At 41.7% G+C, this 17,934-nt stretch carries 22 protein-coding genes and 1 pseudogene; 6 read left to right on the forward strand and 17 right to left on the reverse strand.

Annotated features, from left to right (window positions below; translation table 11 throughout):
• Nucleotides 1-25: 25 nt before the first annotated feature.
• The 3 genes from PseudUWO311_RS01365 to PseudUWO311_RS23850 all read left to right on the forward strand — a co-directional run bounded on the left by PseudUWO311_RS01365 (nucleotide 26) and on the right by PseudUWO311_RS23850 (nucleotide 3,344).
• Nucleotides 26-2,308, forward strand: coding sequence for a DUF533 domain-containing protein (locus PseudUWO311_RS01365; RefSeq protein ID WP_142653300.1), 2,283 nt, complete (start codon nucleotides 26-28; stop codon nucleotides 2,306-2,308).
• A gap of 213 nt (nucleotides 2,309-2,521) precedes the next feature.
• A complete protein-coding gene (locus PseudUWO311_RS01370) occupies nucleotides 2,522-3,154 on the forward strand; it encodes a DUF3318 domain-containing protein (RefSeq protein ID WP_142653301.1) in 633 nt (210 codons plus the stop codon).
• 52 nt (nucleotides 3,155-3,206) lie between these two features.
• Complete coding sequence (locus PseudUWO311_RS23850; RefSeq protein ID WP_190303351.1) at nucleotides 3,207-3,344, forward strand: hypothetical protein; 138 nt, start codon at nucleotides 3,207-3,209, stop codon at nucleotides 3,342-3,344.
• Here the strand turns inward: PseudUWO311_RS23850 and PseudUWO311_RS01375 are convergent.
• The 16 genes and pseudogenes from PseudUWO311_RS01375 to PseudUWO311_RS01435 form a co-directional block, all read right to left on the reverse strand.
• Nucleotides 3,322-3,843: a hypothetical protein gene (locus PseudUWO311_RS01375; protein WP_190303352.1), complete on the reverse strand. Its 522-nt coding sequence runs from the start codon at nucleotides 3,841-3,843 to the stop codon at nucleotides 3,322-3,324. The two genes, PseudUWO311_RS23850 and PseudUWO311_RS01375, sit on opposite strands and share 23 nt — an antisense overlap.
• Nucleotides 3,830-3,955 (reverse strand): annotated as a pseudogene (locus PseudUWO311_RS23855) (hypothetical protein); the annotation flags it as partial. The gene PseudUWO311_RS01375 and the pseudogene PseudUWO311_RS23855, both read right to left, overlap by 14 nt.
• 44 nt (nucleotides 3,956-3,999) lie before the next feature.
• The gene (locus PseudUWO311_RS01380; RefSeq protein ID WP_142653303.1) at nucleotides 4,000-4,266 is read right to left on the reverse strand and encodes a type II toxin-antitoxin system Phd/YefM family antitoxin; all 267 of its coding nucleotides are present in this window, start codon (nucleotides 4,264-4,266) and stop codon (nucleotides 4,000-4,002) included.
• A gap of 191 nt (nucleotides 4,267-4,457) precedes the next feature.
• Nucleotides 4,458-4,709 (reverse strand): hypothetical protein, encoded by a 252-nt coding sequence (locus PseudUWO311_RS01385; protein ID WP_142653304.1) that lies wholly within the window; start codon nucleotides 4,707-4,709, stop codon nucleotides 4,458-4,460.
• Nucleotides 4,693-4,968, reverse strand: coding sequence for a BrnT family toxin (locus tag PseudUWO311_RS01390; RefSeq protein WP_103666304.1), 276 nt, complete (start codon nucleotides 4,966-4,968; stop codon nucleotides 4,693-4,695). The genes PseudUWO311_RS01385 and PseudUWO311_RS01390 overlap by 17 nt, the downstream gene beginning before the upstream one ends.
• Before the next feature lie 145 nt (nucleotides 4,969-5,113).
• Nucleotides 5,114-5,257 (reverse strand): hypothetical protein, encoded by a 144-nt coding sequence (locus PseudUWO311_RS23860; protein WP_190303354.1) that lies wholly within the window; start codon nucleotides 5,255-5,257, stop codon nucleotides 5,114-5,116.
• Between the two features lie 168 nt (nucleotides 5,258-5,425).
• The gene (locus tag PseudUWO311_RS01395) at nucleotides 5,426-6,643 is read right to left on the reverse strand and encodes a hypothetical protein (RefSeq protein ID WP_142653305.1); all 1,218 of its coding nucleotides are present in this window, start codon (nucleotides 6,641-6,643) and stop codon (nucleotides 5,426-5,428) included.
• Between the two features lie 190 nt (nucleotides 6,644-6,833).
• Nucleotides 6,834-6,980, reverse strand: coding sequence for a hypothetical protein (locus PseudUWO311_RS23865; RefSeq protein WP_190303355.1), 147 nt, complete (start codon nucleotides 6,978-6,980; stop codon nucleotides 6,834-6,836).
• Between the two features lie 36 nt (nucleotides 6,981-7,016).
• Nucleotides 7,017-7,286, reverse strand: coding sequence for a BrnA antitoxin family protein (locus tag PseudUWO311_RS01400; protein WP_142653306.1), 270 nt, complete (start codon nucleotides 7,284-7,286; stop codon nucleotides 7,017-7,019).
• Nucleotides 7,240-7,527, reverse strand: coding sequence for a BrnT family toxin (locus PseudUWO311_RS01405; RefSeq protein ID WP_142653307.1), 288 nt, complete (start codon nucleotides 7,525-7,527; stop codon nucleotides 7,240-7,242). Before PseudUWO311_RS01405 ends, PseudUWO311_RS01400 begins: the two co-directional genes overlap by 47 nt.
• Before the next feature lie 97 nt (nucleotides 7,528-7,624).
• Entirely contained in the window at nucleotides 7,625-7,960 is a 336-nt protein-coding gene (locus PseudUWO311_RS01410; RefSeq protein ID WP_142653308.1) for a ribulose bisphosphate carboxylase small subunit, read from the reverse strand.
• Between the two features lie 27 nt (nucleotides 7,961-7,987).
• The gene (locus PseudUWO311_RS01415) at nucleotides 7,988-8,509 is read right to left on the reverse strand and encodes a chaperonin family protein RbcX (RefSeq protein ID WP_142653309.1); all 522 of its coding nucleotides are present in this window, start codon (nucleotides 8,507-8,509) and stop codon (nucleotides 7,988-7,990) included.
• Nucleotides 8,510-8,582: 73 nt separating this feature from the next.
• The gene (locus PseudUWO311_RS01420; protein ID WP_142653310.1) at nucleotides 8,583-10,013 is read right to left on the reverse strand and encodes a form I ribulose bisphosphate carboxylase large subunit; all 1,431 of its coding nucleotides are present in this window, start codon (nucleotides 10,011-10,013) and stop codon (nucleotides 8,583-8,585) included.
• A gap of 745 nt (nucleotides 10,014-10,758) precedes the next feature.
• The gene (locus tag PseudUWO311_RS01425) at nucleotides 10,759-11,520 is read right to left on the reverse strand and encodes a DUF1350 family protein (RefSeq protein WP_142653311.1); all 762 of its coding nucleotides are present in this window, start codon (nucleotides 11,518-11,520) and stop codon (nucleotides 10,759-10,761) included.
• 205 nt (nucleotides 11,521-11,725) lie between these two features.
• Nucleotides 11,726-12,340: a DUF3611 family protein gene (locus PseudUWO311_RS01430; protein WP_142653312.1), complete on the reverse strand. Its 615-nt coding sequence runs from the start codon at nucleotides 12,338-12,340 to the stop codon at nucleotides 11,726-11,728.
• Between the two features lie 175 nt (nucleotides 12,341-12,515).
• Nucleotides 12,516-13,163 carry a Mo-dependent nitrogenase C-terminal domain-containing protein gene (locus PseudUWO311_RS01435; protein ID WP_142653313.1) on the reverse strand — a complete coding sequence of 216 codons (648 nt, stop codon included), beginning with the start codon at nucleotides 13,161-13,163 and terminating at the stop codon, nucleotides 12,516-12,518.
• 230 nt (nucleotides 13,164-13,393) lie between these two features.
• On the opposite strand from PseudUWO311_RS01435, the gene thiD reads away from it, so the two are divergent.
• Nucleotides 13,394-14,206: a bifunctional hydroxymethylpyrimidine kinase/phosphomethylpyrimidine kinase gene (gene thiD / locus PseudUWO311_RS01440; RefSeq protein WP_223807396.1), complete on the forward strand. Its 813-nt coding sequence runs from the start codon at nucleotides 13,394-13,396 to the stop codon at nucleotides 14,204-14,206.
• A gap of 118 nt (nucleotides 14,207-14,324) precedes the next feature.
• Here the strand turns inward: thiD and PseudUWO311_RS01445 are convergent, their stop codons facing one another.
• Entirely contained in the window at nucleotides 14,325-14,837 is a 513-nt protein-coding gene (locus tag PseudUWO311_RS01445; protein ID WP_142653314.1) for a GNAT family N-acetyltransferase, read from the reverse strand.
• Between the two features lie 283 nt (nucleotides 14,838-15,120).
• Between PseudUWO311_RS01445 and PseudUWO311_RS01450 the strand changes: the two genes are divergently transcribed.
• Together PseudUWO311_RS01450 and PseudUWO311_RS01455 are read left to right on the forward strand one after the other, a co-directional pair.
• On the forward strand, nucleotides 15,121-15,918 hold the full coding sequence (locus PseudUWO311_RS01450; protein ID WP_142653315.1) for a DUF2993 domain-containing protein: 798 nt from the start codon (nucleotides 15,121-15,123) through the stop codon (nucleotides 15,916-15,918).
• Between the two features lie 8 nt (nucleotides 15,919-15,926).
• Nucleotides 15,927-17,819 (forward strand): bifunctional serine/threonine-protein kinase/formylglycine-generating enzyme family protein, encoded by a 1,893-nt coding sequence (locus tag PseudUWO311_RS01455; RefSeq protein WP_142653316.1) that lies wholly within the window; start codon nucleotides 15,927-15,929, stop codon nucleotides 17,817-17,819.
• The last annotated feature ends 115 nt before the right edge of the window (nucleotides 17,820-17,934 follow it).

The following is a 17,934-nucleotide window of genomic DNA, read 5'->3' on the forward strand; positions in this document are numbered from 1 at the left end:
ATTGCTGATTTTGACTGGGACTAACATGCCACAAAACTTTGCAGGCGAATATTTGCGCGGACGCTCTTTTAAAGGACAAGACTTGACAGGAGCAAACTTTAGTCGTGCGGATATTCGTAGCGCTGACTTTACTGGAGCAAACCTCACAGATGCAAATTTTACTAACGCCAAAGCAGGTTTAACCGATGGGCGGAAAGCGATCGCGCTCACAGGATTGGTTGCTCTTGCTAGCGTGACAGGTGTTTTCTCGTTTTTCCTGAGTACTGCGATCGCTAGAGAGACGACGGAAAGAACAGGGCTTGAGACTATTCCTGGAATACTTTTACTAATTGTGCTGGCTTTTGGGACTCAAGTTACCTTGCGGCAGGGTTTTATTGTCCTAGATGGGTTCCTGTTTAATGGCATGGTAGCTGCAACAGTCATCGCAACTTCAATTATTGCTTCTCACCGTTTGTTAAGTGAGTCGCTAGCTACTAGTACTCTAGCCATACTTTTAGCATTCATAATTGCTAGAGGAGTAGCGGCGATCGTGGCAAGTGCGGAGATGATTCGGGGGAAGGCGATGGGGGCATTTGTCGGCGCGATCGCAATCGTGGCGGCATTTATCGGATGTCAGTTCGCCAATGCCCCTGCATGGAGCTCTTTGGGCGCAGTGGGCTTAGGTATCTATGTGGCGGTGAGGGCTGTAGCAGGTGATGTAGAACATACTGCCATTCATAATTTTGCTGTAGCCTTTGCCGCATTTTTAGGAACGAGTTTTCGTGAGGCAGATCTCACCAATACCAATTTTTCTCAAGCCCAATTGAATAATGCTGACTTTAGAAAAGCAATTTTGATGCGATCGCGCTTTTATGAAGCCGAGCAGCTATTGCTAGCCAGAGTAGATCGTGGCTCGATTTTGAGCCAGCCAGCTTTATTGCATCTGTTAGTCACAGGCAATGGCAGAAAGCAATCCTATGTGGGGATGGACTTTCAAGGGGCAAATCTAATTGGAGCCGACCTCAATGGTGCAAACTTAAGGGAAGTAGACTTGCGCGGCGCTACCTTAAAAAGTGCAAATTTGGAAAGTGCCAATCTTACCTTGACCAATGCTGTCGGTGCAGATTTCAGCAACGCACTATTTACAGGCATCTGTCTAGATCGATGGACTATTGATGCCACTACCAATCTCACCCAGATTGACTGTCGTTATATCTATTTACAGTCTGTTTTAACACAAGATTTAACGCAAGACAGTCGCTTGGAACGTATACCAAGTCAAGGCGACTGGACATCAGGAGAATTTACTCGCCTATATACAGTCGCCGAGCGCCAAGCTGAAAGCGTCTTTGATTCGACATCCTTAGAGGAGTCCGCGATAAATCGTGATGAGATCTTAGCAAGTCTGTTGATTTTGATACAGGTCGCGATCGCGGACAATCATATAGATGAGCAAGAAAAAGCGATTCTAGAAGAGGCGATTGCGGCTTTGGAGCTTGAAAAAGAGATTACGCTCGAACGTCTCTTAGAAGAACATATTTCTACCAACGATCTGCTCAATAAAATCAACAGTCCCTTAATTAAAGAGCAGTTGTACCAATCAGCCTACATCTTGGCAAAAGCCGATAGTGATGTCAGCAGACCAGAATCTGAACTCCTGCAGACGCTTCAAGACAAATTTGCATTGGCGGATGGCACAGTTGAAAAGCTAACTGCGATCGTTGATGCGGCTCAAAACATGTCAATTTCCGAGCAAATGGAAGCGATCGCCGATCCTGACAAGCGCGAACTAGCGGTTAATACCAATGTGCGCCTATTTGCAATTATGCATGCTGTGGGTGGCGCAATGCCCACTCCTGGATTTGCCACCGTCAGTCATCTAATGATTTATAAAGATCAAGTAGAGCTTGTCCAAAAAATTGGCAAGATTTGGGGATATCCTGCTAATCATGCTTCTCCAGATTTCAATAAGGTTGTGTTTGGTAGCGTAGGTGCTACAGCAGCAAGAATTGCTCTCTCCAATATCGTATTGCTGATCCCTGTCGCTGGCAGCATTATCAGTGGTTCCGCAGCATTTAGTATGACTTGGGCAATTGGGAACCTCGCAAATCAATATTTTGCTGAAGGCTGCGAAATGGATGATGTGACGCTAGCAGAACTATTTGCTAACGCCAAATCTGAGGGAAAACGCACTTTTCAAGATCTCCAAAAGGCAATTGCCGATAAGCAAAAAGAGCTGTCACCAGCGATCTCTGCTTTACAAGAGAAATTTCAGGCAGGAAAGATTAGTGAAAATGACTATATTCGCGAAATCAAAGAGATCGCATAAACGCGCATCGCCTTAAACCCAAAGACCAAAAAGACAAATCTCCCACTAAGAGGGAGATTTGTCTTTTTGGTCTTTGGTCTCATGCCTAGCGTATAATCTTAAGGTAACTTTTTATCTGTATTAATCTAATCAAAAGTGCAAGTAGTTAAAACTTATACTAAAATCTAGATTTAGTGATAAGTCCACAAAAATTCTGAACTTTGACGAAGATTCATGCCATCTCCAACTTCTTCCTCCCTCCGAAATACCTTTGCCAGAACTGAAATCCGCCGTCTGCAAGACTTGCTGCCGCCAGAATTACAAGCATGGGTAAAAGTGCTTAATGCTGACGGTGTCCGCCCGCCCCTAATAGCCTGTGAAGAAGCTGGCGGTGATGAAGTAGTGATTTTAGTTGATATGGTGCGCTGGGAACGCATGGCTGAGGATCAGCGTAATTTGTTGTATTGGCATGAAGTAGCCCGTATCCAAAATGACGCAGTGCCAAAAGATGGCTGGGAAGTCGCAGCGCTAGCTATTGGTCTAGGTGGTGCAGTTGGTGAGCTTTGGGTGCAAAACGGTTTACTATTTGTGCTGGCGCTTGGTATCTGTGGCGTAGCTGGGTTTCAGCTATGGCGCAAGGGCACGAGCAAAAAAGATATTCGCAACTTGATCGAGGCTGATCAAGGCGCAATTCGTCTAGCTGTTCGTAATGGTTATCCTTTGCCTGCGGCTTATAAAAGCTTAGGCAGTGGGCTGAAGATTATGCTCAGTGATGCATCAAAGGGGCGATCGCGTACATTGATCGAAAAACGTCTGGATGCATTGCGCAATGAAGCAAATAAAGCCAGACGTACCTATGAAAATTAGCAAACCAGAAATCCCACTCGCTGTGAACAATTAGTTGAGTGGGATTTCTAGTTTGCTGTTGCTCCCAATCAAAAATCAACAAACTGCGATCGTCCCAACCAAATATCAAACCAGCGATCACACATTCATCTCCTCAGCACCAAGCGATCGCCCCCATGTCAAACTTTTTAGGAATTTAGCTGAAATCTAGCTAGGATTTTATCAAAGATATCAATTGAGAATTTGTATCCGTCTATCTCCACAAACGTAGGTAATTCCACACTTTTAGAATGGTTGACAAAAACTCCTGACGTAATTATGTCACCCAAATAAAACATCTCAAAATCAGACTTTTTCTTGCTTGGGAAAATTTCAAATAAAAGGATTCTATGAATTAACGGCAGTGGTTCTGGTTCTGTTTGTGACTCTCGAAGATACGCTTTACTGTATACTCGCTCAGAGAAATCTTTCAGTGTTGAATAGAGCTCATCTAATCGACTGAATTTGAACATATAGGTTGTGCAACCAATAGTCATTGTAATCCCTTCTTCATCTACTTCTTCCACGAAATATTTATCTATACCTATAATTTTGTGGAGTTTTTCAAAGGATTCACGAAAGTCAATCTTTATACCAGTGCCAGCGATCTCACCAGTTTGAATGATGTATTTCCCAAGATTTTTGCCCATAAAAGTCTTAACCTTCCACATTTTGTAATTTCAACAATTGGTAGTACAAGTAAGCATCATCACCAGAAAGTAACACATCATCTTCTACTTCCTGCATCAACTTAGCCAAGCCAAAGTTTTCTAAAATTTCTTCGGATGTCATTCTGCTGCCCCCAATCCAAATCTTTTAAAGCGTTCTCAGTCCAAGTAAGCCTTAACATCTATTTCTCTTACTTTTCCTTGTTCATGCTGTGAAATACTTTGATATAGACGCTCTCTATTGGCTGGGTTGCTTAATAAATACAATGTTTCCATTAAGCTGCTATATTCTCTTTCATCCAAAATCACAATGCTCTTCTCAGGTTCTTTATAAACTGAAATAACTTCATGATTTTGCAGAACTCTCTCAAAAATTTTTGCAAATTGAGTATTGCATTCTTGGAATGTGACTTGCTGTGTTGACATGGCTTAATAGTCTCAGGGACAAGTTTGCATAATATTCTAACCTATGATTGTTTAAAGCATAACCTACTCACATTGCCCCAACCAAATATCAATAAGTGCTCGCCCCTTCATCTCCCCATAAAAAAGCGATCGCCCCAATCAAAAATCAACAAGCAGCGATCGCCATTAGTATTTGATTAGCTAATCGAGATTTACGGATTTTCAGATTTCATTGATAACTGGTCGTCTAATTGTGATGAATTTTGCTTAATTAATCGCATTAGCAATCTTAGACCTTCATTGACTGATACCGAATTTGGAAATAACTTAGCAACATCAGGATCTAGATTGACAGTGACAGTGCTTTTCTTTCTTCCCTGACCACGAGCAACAACGGTCATTTGAGTAAAATCATATTCAGGAAGTAAATCATCTTCCATATCAATCTCAGAGTTCTGATTCATATGCTTTACGTTCTTTACGAGTAGCTGGACGGACGCTAATTAGGCGTGTTGTATTTTGTCTTTCTGTATAAGATACGACTAGTAGTCTACCTCTAGCCGATTCTCCCATAATAATAAAACGTTGTTCTTGGATGGAATGTGTCGGATCGGCAAAAGTTAAAAACAAAGGATCGTCAAATACAGAGGTTGCTTCATCAAAGGATACTCCATGTTTAGCTAGGTTACTTTTGGCTTTGGTTTCATCCCAATCAAACAGCATGGGTTAATTATTTAACATTATTCTTAGAATTATAGTGGATCGCCCCTAACCAAATATCAACAATCCGCGATCGCCCCTTCATCTCCTCACAACAAAGCGATCGCCCAACCAAATATCAAAAACTAGCGATCGCCCCCAACCAAAATCAACAAACAGCGATCGCCCCCAACCAAATATCAATAAACAGCGATCGCCTATTCATATCTCCACAAAAAGCGATCGCCCCCAACCAAATATCAATAAACAGCGATCGCCTATTCATATCTCCACAAAAAGCGATCGCATCCACCAAATATCAACAACAGCGATCGCACATTCATCTCCTTAGCACCAAGCGATCGCACTCAATCAAATATCAAAAACTGCGATCGCCCCTTCATCTCCCACAAAAAAGCGATCGCCCCTAATCAAAAATCAGCAAGCAGCGATCGCTTATCTATTTCCCAATATTTAACTTCTACAAATGTAAATTTGGAGGTTCTTTAGTTGTTGTATGGCAAGTGAACGGATTATCTTCTACAAATAAAGAATCTAAATAGTGATCGGGGATTTTTGTGAAGTCTCTTAAAAAATTTACATGCTTTTTCTTGATTTCATCTTCTGACAAGGATTCATAATGTACTTCTATTCGATAAATGATTCCATCAAAATACATCAAATCTGATTCCTTTTCATCAGATTGCTTGCCAATGAAAATCCTATCTTCTTTGCCATCGGGATTTGTTTCAGGATACCTGATCGAATGTTTTCTACACTTACGAAGTTTAAAATCAGAAAGATTTAAATGGGACCATATGTGTCCTCTCTCCATCTTATCTATAATATTTTTGCGTTCGTCTAGGTATATACAGTTATCATAAAACTGAATAGTTCCTTCATTAATATCCTTGTCATTTTGAGTAATGGTAAATGCAAGGAAGTGGTTTTTATTGTCATCAATCTTAGCTCCAGAACCAAAGTCACCTGAATGAGCATGAATATTTGGTCTTAGGTGATTTACTGGTGGAATATATGCTTTAAATTCACCAAGATAATGCTCTGGGTAGTCTCCTTTGATAAGATTATCAGTGCTTTTTGGAACTCTACTCTTATCTCCTTGTATGATTATTTTATTGCCATTTTCGTCAATATCAATCGGTAATCCTTCTATGTAAAATTCAAAATGATGCTCATCAATAACTTTAAACTCCTTTTTAGGCTTGTTATATTGAGAAATAATAGTCCTATGATTTTTATAAGCAATAGAATTATCGTCAGGTTCGGAAGCTCTTAACCAAACCAAGACAGTCATATTTTTGCTATAAATTATTCTCTTTTTGACTGATATATATTCCTTTCTCCGCATCGTAAAGTTGTATCCCCAGCCTGCCCGTACTAATTCTTCTCGAAGGGATTGTAGCAAAGAGAAGCTAGCATTATTAACAGCATCAAGCTCAAATAAGCCTTCTGGACTAGGTAACTTACCACGATTCCTCTTGAATTTCTGAAAACTCATCCATGGAAATTCATCAATAGTGCGTTTGTCTTGACTACGGATACTTAAAATCTTGGGTGGTTTTACATATTCATATTCCTTACTTTCATTAATTGTAGATAATATTTTATCTAACGCTTCAGGGCTATCTTTTACCAGAGCAAGCAAGAGTTGGATTATTGATACGATGAATTCATTCATGGCAAAAAAACAATATGAATAATATATGTAAACCTGTATCTGAAAGCCCGTCAGCCTGATATTTTAAACTATTATAATTATATCTTGATGATTTTGTAACTGCGTATGAGAAACATATATATTCTCAAAGTAATTACTAGTTTTTGTTTAACGGTTTAAGATACGAGTAAGCAACATCACCAGAAAGCAACTAATCATCTTCTACTTCCTGCATTAATTTTGCCAAACCAAAGTTTTCTAAGATTTCTTCGATTTGGTTATAAATATCTATAGAGATTTGCACCGCAAGAGGACGGTGCTGCTCATCAAAAACATATTGCTTTGGGATATCTATCATATTCATGCCTTACTCTATACAAATAAATTACAAAGACTACGCTGCTTGATGAGCTTCAGCATAGATTTTTAATGCTGCTGCCATTTTCTTCTCATAGTCATCGCCTTGTGACTGAAACCACGCAAGTGTTTGAGGATCAACTTGCACAAGAGCATTCAATGGAGATACAGGCTTCCACCAGCGCGACTTATTGAAAAACTCTTCGGTCAAAGGTGGAATATCAGATGTATCAATTTCTGATTCTGATAGAGCGTCAAGTTTAGCCCAATTCGTCTCTGAGGTATTGTTCATAATATTTTTGCTCATATGGTAAAGCTTTGCGGAGTGAAATAACACGGATCGTTTGAGCGTCTATTTCTGTGAAAACAATAACGACAACACGACCATCAAGTAACCCAAGACCAACCCATCGCTCTTCTCCATAGTCTTGTCTTTCGTCTAAAGAAACTCGAAGAGGAAGTTTAAAAACCTTATAAGCATCAGCAAAGTCAAGTTGATGCTTGGCAATATTGCGCTGGTTTTTCTGTTGATCCCACTCGAATTTCATTTTTTGATTTTACCAAATTTTATTTGCGATCGCCATTAGCGTCAGAAATAACAAACAAAAAAGCCCCGCATTGCGGGGCTTTTTTGTTTGTTAAAGCTTAGTAACGAGCAGCGTTAGGCTTGTGTACGATGAAGCTTTGGACTTGGCACTGCTTGATGTTGTCGAAAGCAACAACGCGGATGAAGCTACCAGGATAGCTAGAGCGGCAAGCTTGAACTTCAGTCAAAACTTCTTGAGGAGTTCTGGCGCTGAACAAGGGCAACTTCCAAAGAGTCCAGTAGTGGATTGCTGGATCGGAATCTTCGTTGAATTCGATCGCAGGGTAGAAACCTTGCTTAAGGGTGTACTCGATTTGACGAGTGATTTGAGCATCGCTCAAAGGGGGAAGATAAGAAAGAGTTTCGTAACGACGCTCTTTTGGTAAAGTTTGCATTATTTCCTCGCGATTAGAATTATATTTCTATTGATTTTGTTGAGTGGTAGCGCGATCGCTATCAACATCTGAATCCGCAATCGATTCTAAAGGTTCTTCCAAGAGATTTCCAAGACTAACTTCTAAACTAGATTCTGGATTGCTTTTCTCATCAATCCCAGTATCTAACTTATTATCTAGATTCTCGCATTCTGCATATCCCTCAGAAGCCTGAACATTCATAATGCGTTCAAAATGCTGACGGCGAAGTTGCATATTTGATTGTTGGATGCCAGTCCGAGTCATCTCTGGCAAAAATTCTAAAATTTCATTCGCCAGATGCTCTCGCACTGTCATTACTCGAAAAGCCATTTCTTGGTGAACCTCAAAAAGGTCTTTGATATAAAGCTCACCATTTTGGAGTCTTTCGCGCGTTGAGAACTGATTAAACCAAAGAGCTTTTAACTTATCGGTTTCCTGCAATTGCTCACCAATAGTCTTGACAGCCTCGAAGGTCAAAAAATTGATCAACATATTGGCTGTGGACTTAGTACTGCGCTTAATATCCATAGGCTGAACTTAACCAAGAATTATTACTATATTGTTTCGCGTAGCGAAACAATATAGTAATGGAGCTAATCAATTAGACGGTATCCATTGCTTCAAATTCAAACTTGATTTCTTTCCAGAGTTCAAGAGCAACGTTCAATTCAGGAGACCAACGACCAGCTTCACGGAGGATGTCGCCACCTTCACGCATCATGTCGCGACCTTCGTTACGTGCTTGTACGCAAGCTTCGAGAGCAACGCGGTTAGCGGTTGCACCAGGAGCAGCACCCCATGGGTGACCCAATGTACCACCACCGAACTGTAGGCAAGAGTCATCGCCGAAGATTTCGACGAGCGCAGGCATGTGCCATACGTGGATACCACCCGAAGCAACGGGCATAACACCAGGCATAGAAGCCCAATCTTGAGTGAAGTAGATACCACGTTCGCGATCGAGTTCGATGTGGTCTTCACGCATTAGGTCAACAAAGCCCATGGTGATGCCCTTTTCGCCTTCGAGCTTACCAACAACGGTTCCAGAGTGGAGGTGATCGCCACCAGACATACGAAGACACTTAGCCAAAACGCGGAAGTGAATACCGTGGGTTTTTTGACGGTCAATAACGGCGTGCATTGCGCGGTGAATGTGCAAGAGCAAGCCATTGTCGCGGCAATACTTAGCAAGAGAGGTGTTTGCTGTGAAACCACCAGTCAAGAAGTCATGCATGATGATTGGTGTGCCGATTTCTTTTGCGAAAGCTGCACGTTCCATCATTTGTTCAGATGTAGGAGCAGTTACGTTCAAGTAGTGACCCTTGACTTCGCCAGTTTCAGCTTGAGCTTTTTCGATTGCTTCTTGTACAAACAGGAAGCGATCGCGCCAGCGCATGAAAGGCTGAGAGTTGATGTTTTCGTCGTCTTTGGTGAAGTCCAAACCGCCGCGAAGACATTCGTATACTGCACGACCGTAGTTCTTAGCAGATAGACCCAATTTAGGCTTGATGGTACAACCCAATAGAGGACGACCGTACTTGTTCAACTTGTCGCGTTCAACTTGAATACCATGAGGAGGTCCTTGGAAGGTCTTCAAGTATGCAATAGGCACACGGATGTCTTCTAGACGAAGTGCACGAAGAGCTTTGAAACCGAATACGTTACCAACCAATGAGGTTAGCAAGTTAGTTACAGAACCTTCTTCAAACAAGTCAAGAGGATAGGCGATGTAAGCGATGTATTGATTGTCTTCGTTGGGTACTGGTTCGACATCATAGCAACGACCTTTGTAGCGATCGAGGTCGGTCAACAAATCTGTCCATACAGTTGTCCATGTACCTGTAGAAGATTCAGCGGCTACCGCAGCAGCAGCTTCTTCTGGAGGTACGCCTGGTTGAGGCACGAAGCGAAAAGCAGCGAGAAGGTCAGTATCTCTGGGTGTGTAATCGGGGGTATAGTACTTTAGTTTATAGTCCTGAACACCTGCGTCGTACCCAGCCTTGGCTTTAGACTGTGTTTTTGAGTAAGACATTAATATCTCCTTACTATGGTTGAATGAAAATCAGTAAACTGCAAATATATATCTGCAAATTGCACGGCAAAAAAAACTAAAGAGTCAGAGTCAATAGTCAAATCGAAAATTAAAGAAAGATTGAAAATCTGTTAAAAATCTAATTAGCCCTTTGATATCTGCTTCTTTGGTGGAATACTTTTTTGCTTTATATAAGTTAATCCTATCAGGAATTCTTCGTGAGAAGTCCTTGAGCGATGTCTCTAATTTAAACATAAAGTGCGTATCCACATTTACTTTTTTTGAAAAAAAATTTTTGAAACTCTCTATTTTTGGTAACAAATTCATATAAAAAATTTATATAACTCTAATAAGCTAGATATATCCTCTAGTACTTGTTTTTGCGAGATCTTTCTAGGCTGAGCCGCGTAAACCCTTTAAATATAAGGATCAGTCTGTAAGTTAGCGAGGTAGTTTATGTTAAGAAAAATAGCGATTTATGAATATGTTTTTGTACTGATACGATACATAATGATACAAAAACTAATATTAATAGTCAGTAATCTTAATAAGATTAAAAAAATATTAGAAATCCTAATGACTTATATATCAATACAGAATCAATCGATTTGATCTGAATTTGTTGTTAAGTTGACCGTCAATTTCATTAGAGTATTTTTACTCATTGCTGTAGTGATAAAAGCTAAGGCAGCGCGAAACACTGCCTTTAAGAATAATTGAAGCAGCACAAAGTACCGCCATATTTTTACTGAGCTTGCTTAGCTAGCCATGCTAGCAAGACTAGTTCAAGGCTCTGGTTATTTTTGTGCATTTCCTGCTTGACCCATTGCGCGATCGCATCGATCGCCGAGAAACTAGAACCAGCTTGCCATTTCATGTCGATACCCATGGAAGTGAGGTGAGTCCCTTCGAGGGTCTGCAAGCTGACGGTTTTAGGGAATTTTTGGGTGAGTAGTTGGGAAAGGGTCGAGATTTCATCAATGCTATCGTCTACAAATTTGACTAATAAGTTATTTGCAGTCTGATAATTGGCGGTGACTAGTTGCTCAGTTTCCTTTGGGGTGGGCGTAAACTCCATTGATGACATTTCGGGAATCGTGCCTGCGAGTTCCTTAAAAAATGGAATCGAGCGATCGGCGCTGTAGTTGTTGTAGGCGATGTAAATATTGCCAGCACGAGCGGGTTTATAGAGACTATTAATCAATAGATGGATTTTGCAGCCCATGCTGTGACCCATGCCAAATACTGGGAAATAATCAAGAAAGAGTTTGCTGCGGGCTTTCCGAAATGAGGTGTTGACTTCACGAGCAATCTGACGGTGGTCGAAAGTATTATTCAGAAATGGGGTAGCGACGATCGCGTAATTATTTTTGGCAAGTTGCTCTAGCACGCGACCGTAGGTAACATGGGGCGCAGCCGCAAAAAATGCACCTCCCAAAAAGTGAATTACGCCTTTGGGCTTGGGCGGTGTCAACACCCAATTTTCTTCGATTTGCTTCCACTCCATCAGTTTCGCCACTATTTACATTTCTTTATATTTATTATATAGCTGTCGCCATTCTTGTTAGGACTTAAAACCCAAATAGTGAGAGGCGGCGCTTCGCGCCGCCTCTCACTATTTGGGTTTTGATTTGTCTTGATAAAAGTGGCTAAGGCTATACTTAGTCTACAAATCGAGAATAAAAAGAAACCCGCTTTTTGAGGGTTTCTTTTTATTCTCGATTTGGTTTGTCAGTAGCACGGTTGAGCAGTAAGAGTGAGCAGACTAAGCCAACAAAATGGGCAAAAATAATATTAAAACTAGCTTGAATAATTTGGAAATCGAGGGGCTGAATTACAGAGTTAAAGCTACCTGCACCAGGTAATATTGCTTGTCCTTGTCCTGCTCTAAGCGTTAATGCACCAATAATTGCAAAGGCTCCTAGTAAAGTAACAAACATGCCAATCAGATTAATAATCAATCCAATTTTGATTTGAAATACGGTCTGGCTTTTAGTTGGACGATCAGGCGATCGCAGCTTTTTCGCCATTTGCGTATAACGGAAATTCCAGAAAATACTTGCACCTAGCACAGCTACACCAACCCAAGCAAAGCTAAGTCCCGGTAGTGAGGCAGGGCTAGTATCTAATCCTGTAGGACTAATTGTTCCAGCCCTAGGAAACAAAAAAAGTTGTAATAGCACTACCGATGAAACTACGCACAAAACTACTTGTGTCCAAAAAGCTGTCCAGCCCCAGCGCCTAAAAGATAAAACAACTCGCAATACGTTGGGCGAAACATCACTGTTATCTTCTTCGTTTTTGGCGCTTTTTAGTTCTCTGGGCATTTTTTTATGGTGGCTGCTAGTAAAACCAGTAAATACTATAGCGTTTTACGCTTTCATAAAATCCAGAAAAATCAAAGGGGCGCTTAGCGCCCCTTTTTAGTGAGAAAAAGGTAGGCATAGGCGGCGCTAAGCGCCGCCTATGCCTACCTTATAAATAGGGCTATCGCCCCCTTGATTAGCAATATTTTGATACATCTTCGCCTTTGTCAGCAAGATAACTTAGCGATCGAAACCGTAAACCTACCAGTTGATCGTATAGAGGATTAATCTCGCACATAGCAGGAATATGCATGATCTTGCGTCCAAATAGAACTATATCGCGCTCAAAGGGACATTGAGCAGGAACGACTTTACAAATTAAATTCGCAAGGCGGGAATCATGAATATCCATATGATCGAGCCATTCTTTGACAGGCTCTAACAGATTTGGATGATGTTCTTCGTGGTGAGATGATGATTCTAGTTTTTGCCGTAAATCATTAATTGGCTTGATTTCTTGTTTTAGCGCTTTGCAAAATTCTTGAATAATGCAATCTTCTGTATCCGTGTATTTACCATCGGCAAGTGCCATCATCACTGCCATCCGTAAAAAGTTTTCGCCTACCTTGCGATCGCTACCCAATGCATCAGCCAAGTCTTGAGCACTAATCGGTTCAAAATTAGAGACGGTTACTTCTTCGCCCCATTCTTCGCTATGACTAATTTGATCAAAGAGGGTGCGCTCTTGCTCACTGTACTCATTGTCTGCAAGGGCAATGCTCATGAGTCCTCGAAACCAAGCTGAAATCTGTTCTTGCGTATAAGTCGGATGATTTTTTTGCATAACAAGTCAGTCTACAGGTTGAATAAATCATATAGCAATTTAAAACTCAGAGATTAGAGGTGGTGCTTTGCTTCTCCTCTAATCTCTGAGTTTTATACTGACAGTAATTTCCGATCAAACGAACCGAAACTTTTAAAAAAGTGTTGCAAAGCAACACTTTTTTAAAAGTTTCGGTTCGGGTTTGAGCTTAAAGCGCTGTAATATCTATTAATTATTGCTTGATATCGAATATGACAAGTTTTGATGGTTCGCAAATACCGATCGCAATGACGATCGCGGGTTCTGATAGTGGGGGTGGCGCGGGGATACAAGCTGACCTCCGTACTTTTGCTTTTCATCTGGTGCATGGCACTAGCGTACTTACTTGTGTAACTGCTCAAAATACGCAAGGCGTAACAAGGGTAGATGCGTTGTCAGTGGAGTCTGTGACAGCACAATTTGAAACTGTGATGATCGATATGCGGATTGGGGCGATCAAAACGGGAATGTTGCTCAATCAAGAGATTATTAAAACTGTTGCCAAAAAGCTAGTTGCTTTTGGTTTTGGGAATGTGGTAGTTGATCCTGTGATGGTTTCGCGGACTGGGGCTCAGTTAATTGATGATGATGCTGTGAAAACCATGGGTGAGACGCTAATTCCCCTTGCCGCGATCGCAACGCCTAATCGCTATGAGGCGCAAATTCTTGCTGGGATGGAAATTCATACGCTGGAAGATATGCAAGCTGCGGCTCAGAGAATCTATAAATTAGGAGCGCGATCAGTACTGGTGAAAGGTGGTGGCATGTCAGGCGATCTCAAAGCAGTTGATGTGTGGTTTGATGGCGATCGCCTTGAGGTGTTGCGGACTGAAGTGATTGAAACTATACATACTCATGGAACTGGATGCACTCTGTCCGCTGCGATCGCTGCAAATCTAGCATTAGGGAAATCACGGTTTCAGTCTGTGGTGGATGCGAAGAACTATGTGACTGAGGCTTTGAAATATGCTTTAGCGATCGGAAAAGGACAGGGGCCAGTCGGGCATTTCTTTCCATTGTTATAGGTCTAGCAAAAAAAAGAGAGTTGCGGCGCGAAACACCGCAACTCTCTTTTGGGTTTTAGGTAACTGTGTTGTGGGAGCTTTGCGCCCACGCTGCATGACTAACAAAATCGCTATTCCTTTAAATAATTTTGCCAAAAATCACTAAGCTTTGATCGATGCCATCTAATTCAGCGATTTCTGGCAAAAAGCCCCATTCCGTAAAGCCTAATCTTTCAAATAGACGACGACTGGCGGCATTATGGGCAAATACAAATCCGACCAATTTAGTAATATTCAACTTAGGGCATTGGGCGATCGCATGACTAAGCAACTTTTTGCCGATTCCCTTGCCTTGAAACATCGGATCTATATAAATGCTTACCTCGGCAGTTTTGTGATAGGCAGGGCGACCATAAAACATCTGCAAGCTTAACCAGCCAATGATCTTCTCATTTTGATCGCTTTGAATATTGCGATCGCCGATTGTGATCACCCAAACAGGATAGCGATCTTCATGCGATCTGAACCAAGTGCGACGGCTCTCAACTGAGATTGGTTCGAGATCGGCAGTGGCAAGACGACTAGGAATAGCCGCATTATAAATTTGAATAATTGCGGATAAATCAGCCTCTACTGCCACCCGAATTTGCATGGACTTATACTCCCAAAGTTCTTTGTTGCTTCAAAAAATTGCGCCGCCCATCTTGGAAATAGCTATAAAAAAATATAGCGCTTTGCTCTCTTATACCAAAACACAAAATGGCTACGCCATTTTGTGTTTTTAAAACCCTTATGGGGTTTTAATACCAATTCACAAAAGTGTCGCGACACTTTTGTGAATTGGTATTAAAACCCAGAAATTAAAAGCGACGCATAGCGTCGCTTTTAATTTCTGGGTTTTGGTTTATGATCACATAGTTACTCATCTCCTTTTTATGGAATTATTTGCTGGGTTACTCACCACGGTTTTAGGTTTAGCAGGCGCACCAGGAATTGCAATTGATAAAGTTGCGACGGACTTTTTGCGTGGGCAAATCGTACGGGCTGATGTCCTAGAAGTACGAGTTGATAATGCTCCTAACTATCAGATTCTTTTGGGTAACGTCGATCGCATCCGTGTTGCAGGTCGTGGAGTTTACGTTTTAGAATTTTTGCGAATTGATCAGGTGGATCTGGAAACTGATCCGATTAGCATCGACCCTAACTTGTTACAATCTGGCAAAATTGTCTTGCGTCGTCCGTTGCAGGCTGCTGCGCGTGTCGTTTTGCGTTCCGAAGATATTAATACGGCTTTGCGATCGCCAAACGTTCAACCTTCCTTTAGAAATCTCAGCATTGATATTACTGGAACTAATAAAAATCCCGAAATTCTTGATCTAATCAATCCAGAAGTTACTTTTTTGGAAGGCGATCATATTCGCCTCTCAGCCACATTAAAATCGCAACCAACAGCAACTAAGCCTAAAGTCACAAGTCTCGATGTCTCCGTGAATGCGCAGATAAAGACTATTGGAGGAACCAAACTACAAATTATCAATCCTAAAATTGAATTGGCAGGAACGCCAGTGCCCGATCGCATTGCCAGAGCTTTTACAGAAGGATTGAATAAAGTCTTAGATTTGCGGCAATTAGAAAGCAAAGGCATCACAGCGCGAGTTCTCAAACTAGAACTTACAGAAGGAAAAATGCAAGTGATTGGCTTTGCCAAGATGGATTCTCTTCCTGAGCAATAGTTGCAACCATGAGTCAATGCCTCAACCCTAACTGCAATTTTCAAAATTCAGATCCCAGACTTAGTTTTTGTAGTCAATGTGGCTCAAAGCTAAAGATTGGCGATCGCTATCGGGCGTTGAAAATTCTTGGGCAAGGTGGCTTTGGCAGAGCTTTTATTGGTATTGATGAAGCTCTGCCTTCTCAGCCACACTGTGTCATTAAACAGTTCTTTCCTGCTGATCTCAGTAGCGCAGTGAAAGCAGCCGAATTATTTCAACAGGAAGCTATTCGCCTTGATGACTTGGGCAAACATCCACAAATACCGACATTATTCGCCCATTTGGAACATGATGGTTGCCAATATCTGATCCAAGAATTTGTTGATGGGCAGGATCTGTTAAAGGAACTTCGAGAACAGGGAGCTTTTAGTGAAGCCAAAATTCGGATGCTGTTGGCAGACTTACTGCCAGTTCTGCAATTTATACACGATCGCAACGTAATCCATCGAGATATCAAGCCCGAAAATATTATCCGTAGGCGATCGCCCAGCACCTCTGGCTCTTTATCTAACTCCATGGCGACTGGTAATCATGTGTTAGTTGATTTTGGCGCAGCAAAATTCGTGACGGCAGCCGCAATGATGGAGACAGGAACCCGCATCGGGAGTGCAGTGTATGTTGCCCCAGAACAAATGCGAGGGAAAGCAATATTTGCTAGTGATCTCTATAGTTTGGGTGTGACCTGTATCCATCTGCTGACTAATGTGTCACCATTTGAGTTAATGGATATCGACGGAACTTGGATTTGGCGTGATTTTTTAGAAAACACTTCCATTAGCCCTGTCCTTGGTCAGGTTTTAGATCGCATGATTGCCTCAGCTCCAAGTCATCGCTATCAGACGGCTCAAGCAGTGTTAAGCGATCTGAAAAATTTAACTTCATCATCCTCGCAATCGAATAGACCAAGATTCCAAAGACCAACTTACTTGAAAGCAGGTGCGAAAACACTGATTACTCCGATCGCTCCACCCAAATCTCAACCAACTCAAGCGATCGCACCGTCGTTATCTCAATTTTCATTTGAGACAGCCATAGTTACAGTTAATCGGAATGCGATTAACAAATTAACTCAAAATCAGTTGCAAATTAGCACAAGACAAAAAACTGGAAGAATTTATATTGAGAATCTCGGTAATATTCAAGGTAAACCGATTGGGCTGGAGATGGTATTCATCCCCGCAGGAAGATTTCAGATTGGGTCGCCGATCAATGAGTTAGAACATAGCGAGGAAGAAAGTCCACGCCATATCGTGAACATCCCCCCATTCTTTATGTCTCGATTTCCAATCACACAAAGGCAATGGAAAATATTGATGGATAATAATCCTGCAATTTTTATAGGCAATAGCGATCGCCCTGTGGAAACTGTGACTTGGGATGACACCCAGCTTTTTTGTCAGAAACTAGCAGAGCGAACTGGTCGCCCCTATCGCTTGCCCAGTGAATCGGAATGGGAATATGCTTGTCGAGCAGGAACGTTAACAGCTTTTGGTTTTGGGGAAACGATCGCTGCAAATTTGGCTAATTATAATAGTGCAAGTCCCTACAAATACGCACCACAAGGTGTCAGTAATTCCTCAACATCTGAAGTTGGGACTTATCCTGCCAATGGCTTTGGTTTACATGATATGCATGGAAATGTTTGGGAATGGTGTGCAGATAATTGGCATGACGATTATGACCTTTTGCCCAAGGATGGCAGTGCTTGGACTCAAGGAGGTGATCTCAGTTGTCGAGTAATCCGTGGAGGCTCTTGGCGCGATCCTGCTCATTATTGTCGTTCGGCTAAGCGTTCCCGAAATGCAACAAGTCAAGGCGATCGCAGCACAGGTTTTCGCATTGCTGTTACTTTAACAATTTGATCAGCAAAGCAGTAGCCCTGCACTCAAGTGCGGGCTGAAAGCTCAAACCCGTTGAAACGGGTTAATTAGAAGTATTCTTTAGTCTGCTTCAGCAGCCTTGAGTTTTTAGCCAAGA

The organism is Pseudanabaena sp. UWO311 (assembly GCF_006937785.1).
Classification (GTDB): Bacteria; Cyanobacteriota; Cyanobacteriia; order Pseudanabaenales; family Pseudanabaenaceae; genus Pseudanabaena.

Coding starts and splice junctions, on each gene's coding strand:
- PseudUWO311_RS01365 (WP_142653300.1), top strand. CDS start 26: ATGCCACAAAACTTTGCAGGCGAATATTTGCGCGGACGCTCTTTTAAA.
- PseudUWO311_RS01370 (WP_142653301.1), top strand. CDS start 2,522: ATGCCATCTCCAACTTCTTCCTCCCTCCGAAATACCTTTGCCAGAACT.
- PseudUWO311_RS01375 (WP_190303352.1), bottom strand. CDS start 3,843: ATGTGGAAGGTTAAGACTTTTATGGGCAAAAATCTTGGGAAATACATC.
- PseudUWO311_RS01380 (WP_142653303.1), bottom strand. CDS start 4,266: ATGTCAACACAGCAAGTCACATTCCAAGAATGCAATACTCAATTTGCA.
- PseudUWO311_RS01385 (WP_142653304.1), bottom strand. CDS start 4,709: ATGAATCAGAACTCTGAGATTGATATGGAAGATGATTTACTTCCTGAA.
- PseudUWO311_RS01390 (WP_103666304.1), bottom strand. CDS start 4,968: ATGCTGTTTGATTGGGATGAAACCAAAGCCAAAAGTAACCTAGCTAAA.
- PseudUWO311_RS01395 (WP_142653305.1), bottom strand. CDS start 6,643: ATGAATGAATTCATCGTATCAATAATCCAACTCTTGCTTGCTCTGGTA.
- PseudUWO311_RS23865 (WP_190303355.1), bottom strand. CDS start 6,980: ATGATAGATATCCCAAAGCAATATGTTTTTGATGAGCAGCACCGTCCT.
- PseudUWO311_RS01400 (WP_142653306.1), bottom strand. CDS start 7,286: ATGAGCAAAAATATTATGAACAATACCTCAGAGACGAATTGGGCTAAA.
- PseudUWO311_RS01405 (WP_142653307.1), bottom strand. CDS start 7,527: ATGAAATTCGAGTGGGATCAACAGAAAAACCAGCGCAATATTGCCAAG.
- PseudUWO311_RS01410 (WP_142653308.1), bottom strand. CDS start 7,960: ATGCAAACTTTACCAAAAGAGCGTCGTTACGAAACTCTTTCTTATCTT.
- PseudUWO311_RS01415 (WP_142653309.1), bottom strand. CDS start 8,509: ATGGATATTAAGCGCAGTACTAAGTCCACAGCCAATATGTTGATCAAT.
- PseudUWO311_RS01420 (WP_142653310.1), bottom strand. CDS start 10,013: ATGTCTTACTCAAAAACACAGTCTAAAGCCAAGGCTGGGTACGACGCA.
- PseudUWO311_RS01425 (WP_142653311.1), bottom strand. CDS start 11,520: ATGGAGTGGAAGCAAATCGAAGAAAATTGGGTGTTGACACCGCCCAAG.
- PseudUWO311_RS01430 (WP_142653312.1), bottom strand. CDS start 12,340: ATGCCCAGAGAACTAAAAAGCGCCAAAAACGAAGAAGATAACAGTGAT.
- PseudUWO311_RS01435 (WP_142653313.1), bottom strand. CDS start 13,163: ATGCAAAAAAATCATCCGACTTATACGCAAGAACAGATTTCAGCTTGG.
- thiD (WP_223807396.1), top strand. CDS start 13,394: ATGACAAGTTTTGATGGTTCGCAAATACCGATCGCAATGACGATCGCG.
- PseudUWO311_RS01445 (WP_142653314.1), bottom strand. CDS start 14,837: ATGCAAATTCGGGTGGCAGTAGAGGCTGATTTATCCGCAATTATTCAA.
- PseudUWO311_RS01450 (WP_142653315.1), top strand. CDS start 15,121: ATGGAATTATTTGCTGGGTTACTCACCACGGTTTTAGGTTTAGCAGGC.
- PseudUWO311_RS01455 (WP_142653316.1), top strand. CDS start 15,927: ATGAGTCAATGCCTCAACCCTAACTGCAATTTTCAAAATTCAGATCCC.